The 2,950-nt window shown below is 47.1% G+C and carries 3 protein-coding genes; 2 read left to right on the forward strand and 1 reads right to left on the reverse strand.

Going from position 1 to position 2,950, the window contains the following annotated elements:
• Positions 1-89: 89 nt before the first annotated feature.
• Positions 90-584, reverse strand: coding sequence for a hypothetical protein (locus IH879_22010; protein ID MCH7677601.1), 495 nt, complete (start codon positions 582-584; stop codon positions 90-92).
• 362 nt (positions 585-946) lie between these two features.
• Here IH879_22010 and IH879_22015 point away from each other — a divergent pair, with 362 nt between their 5' ends.
• Together IH879_22015 and IH879_22020 are read left to right on the forward strand one after the other, a co-directional pair.
• On the forward strand, positions 947-1,288 hold the full coding sequence (locus IH879_22015) for a BlaI/MecI/CopY family transcriptional regulator (GenBank protein ID MCH7677602.1): 342 nt from the start codon (positions 947-949) through the stop codon (positions 1,286-1,288).
• A 2-nt stretch (positions 1,289-1,290) separates the two neighbouring features.
• On the forward strand, positions 1,291-2,950 hold a 1,660-nt coding region (locus IH879_22020), incomplete at its 3' end, for a hypothetical protein (protein ID MCH7677603.1).

Raw genomic sequence — 2,950 nt, forward strand, 5'->3', positions numbered from 1 at the left:
GGCTTGGTGTAGGGCACCTATCCGGCATTGCGCGCTGCACGCCTGGAACCGGTTGAAGCGCTTCGAAACTGCGGAAAAGCAACGAACTTCTACCCCAGCCACCCCCCGGACGCAACCTTCACTGCCCTGCTTAAAGCTTTGGGGATGCCTTCACTTATCATGTACTCTTTAAGCGCCTCATAGCCCAATTTCACAGCCGCTTTTGCGCCTTCCTTGCTGAATTCTTTGAAAATGTTATCGACGTGCTCTAAAAACTTTTTCTTTGCTACAGGTGCAATCGCTGTGGATTTTTCAATGACTTGTTTGATATTGGTGATGGTCTGCTGCACTTCGATTTTATTAAATTCAACCTTATCTTGAAATTGGTACATGCTACCCTTCACATTTATTATTTGAGCCGCTTTGTTATCTGACTGTTTCGCAGTCTCGATACCGCCCAACAGCAGTTCAATAGAAACGTCAGCGCCACTTTCTGCACATTCCATGGTTGTTTTCTTTTTGGCGCGGAATTTCAACAACTTTTGATAGGTGAAAAAATGGGGTTCTGTGTTGTCTGCGCACTCATGACAAATACACCTAACCATTTGATTCACTTTAAGATTGCTGAACGAACGATTAATCCGATCCAGTTCACACTGTCTGACAATCGATAAGAGTGCCCTTTTATCGCCTTCCTTGAGCCAAATTTCAATAACCCTGCTTCGTTCTGCAAGGCTTCGTTTCAGTCTTTCTTCTCACGTCTCACCTTGATGCTAAAAAATTAGCAACTTTTTCTTGACATTGACGTAAGTAATGCTATATTTATAGCATAGTGCTAAAAAAACAGCACACTCAATTCTTTTAAAAACAAAAAACTCAATCTTTTCATCTTAAGATTAAATTCTAAAATAAGGAGCCTATCGTGCCAAATTCTCAAAAGAATCTGAGCCGTCGTGAGCGGCAGATCATGGATATCATTTACCAGTTTGGTCAGGCAACTGCCGCCGAGGTCCTGGAAAATTTGCCTGATCCGCCGGGCTATTCTGCGGTGCGGGCTATGCTGAAAATCCTGGAGGACAAGGGACATCTCAGACACAAGCAGCAGGGTCCGCGCTATGTTTTCCTGCCGAAAGTCAGCCGGGAAAAAGCCAAACGCTCGGCGGTGAAGCATCTTTTGCAGACTTTTTTTGACGGATCTGCGGCAAGCGCAGTCGCCACACTTCTCGACGTCTCGCGTTCCGATCTCTCAAATGCGGATCTGGATCGTTTGAACCGTTTAATCAGCCAAGCAAAAAAAGAGGGAAGATAATCATGGAAACTATATTGAATACACCCTGGCTTTTCACAAACGCCAAAACCGCGCTGTCTTTCTTATTCATCATTACGCTCAAAAGTGCGGTCATTATTTTAGTCGCCTATGTTTTGACCCGGAGCCTGCGCCGGGCAGCGGCGGCCACCCGCCACCTGATCTGGACCATGGCGTTGGTGAGCATTCTTTTATTACCCATATTCAGCCTGCTCCTGCCATCCTGGGACGTGCCCTTTCCGAACAATTTTCTCTCAGTCAGTCAAACAGAGGAACCGGGGATTTCAAAACCGACAGCTATCCTGAATGAAGTTTCTCTTGCTAAGGGTTCGGAAATTCCCCAGGCTGTAGAACCCGGGGTCGAATCAGATTCAAAGGCAGGACTCATAGGAGAGGCAAGCAGGGCACCGGGCCCGGGCGTTTCAGCTGAAAATAAAGGCAGCTGGCTGAATTCGTTTTCGCTCAAGCAATGGCCGATCTTCCTGCTTTCCCTCTGGGTTTTGGGAACTGTGCTGATTATGGGACGTCACTTTGCCGGTAGATTGTTCATCTGGTGGGTCGCGCGCAAAGCGCCGGAAATCACCGATGATGCCCTGCAAAAACTATTTGGCAAACTCAGCGCACGCCTCGGCATCAGGCGGCCAGTTAAAATCTTGAGGAGTCCGAAAACGACCATGCCGATGACCTGGGGAATTCTCCAGCCGAAAATTCTATTTCCCTCCGAATCAAGTAAATGGAGCAGCGCTCGCAAGCGGTTTGTTTTGCTGCATGAACTTGCTCATGTTAAACGCATGGATACCCTAACCCAGTTGCTGGCGCAGCTGGTTCATGCAATTTACTGGATGAATCCTTTGATTTGGGTTGCAAATCGTCACCTTCTGCAAGAACGGGAATATGCCTGTGACGACTGCGTCCTTTCCGAAGGCTCGAAAGCCAGCGAATATGCCAACCTGCTTCTGGAATTTGCCCGCTCGCTGCAGGTCGGTCGATTCTCGTCTCTTGCCACGGTTGCCATGGCCAGACGGTCGCAACTGGAAGGCCGCATGCTGGCCATTCTTGACCCCCGGCTCAGCCGCGGCGTTTTAACCCCCCTGGCAGTTTTGCTCAGCAGTGTGGCGATTTTCTCGCTGGTTTTGCCCCTCGCCGCAATGCGACCTGCTGCAGAAACCCAACTTTCTGAGATTCCGACTGAAGGCATGCCGGCACAAAAAACTGAAGAACATGCGAATTCCAAGGAACAGGTTAAACTGAATAGTTTGGAGAACCGTGTTCAAGTTGAAACCGAATCAGTGGAAATCAATGCCAATGTTAGTCTAAACACAAGTGTAATTAAAAACAGGAACAGGAATACAAGCCGAAATAGTAACGCGAATTCAAACACAAATTCAAACACAAATTCAAATTCTAACTCTAATTCAAACTCAAATTCAAACTTCGAATCACACTTTCAGTCTAACACAAACACATATTCAAGCTTTAAAAACAAGTCTAAATACAAAAGCCAAAAAAAACCAAACCGAAATCAAAGCCAGGATGATGCATTTGTCATTAAATCGCTCAGCGAGGCCTTGAAAGATGTGAGCCTTGAGGTGCGGATTCAGGCTGCTAAAACTCTTGGCGACATTGGAAATCCCATGGCGGTAAAAGTCCTGAGGACGGCACTCA

Source organism: candidate division KSB1 bacterium (assembly GCA_022562085.1).
Classification (GTDB): domain Bacteria; phylum Zhuqueibacterota; class Zhuqueibacteria; order Oceanimicrobiales; family Oceanimicrobiaceae; genus Oceanimicrobium.

Coding starts and splice junctions, on each gene's coding strand:
- IH879_22015 (MCH7677602.1), top strand. CDS start 947: ATGGATATCATTTACCAGTTTGGTCAGGCAACTGCCGCCGAGGTCCTG.
- IH879_22010 (MCH7677601.1), bottom strand. CDS start 584: ATGGTTAGGTGTATTTGTCATGAGTGCGCAGACAACACAGAACCCCAT.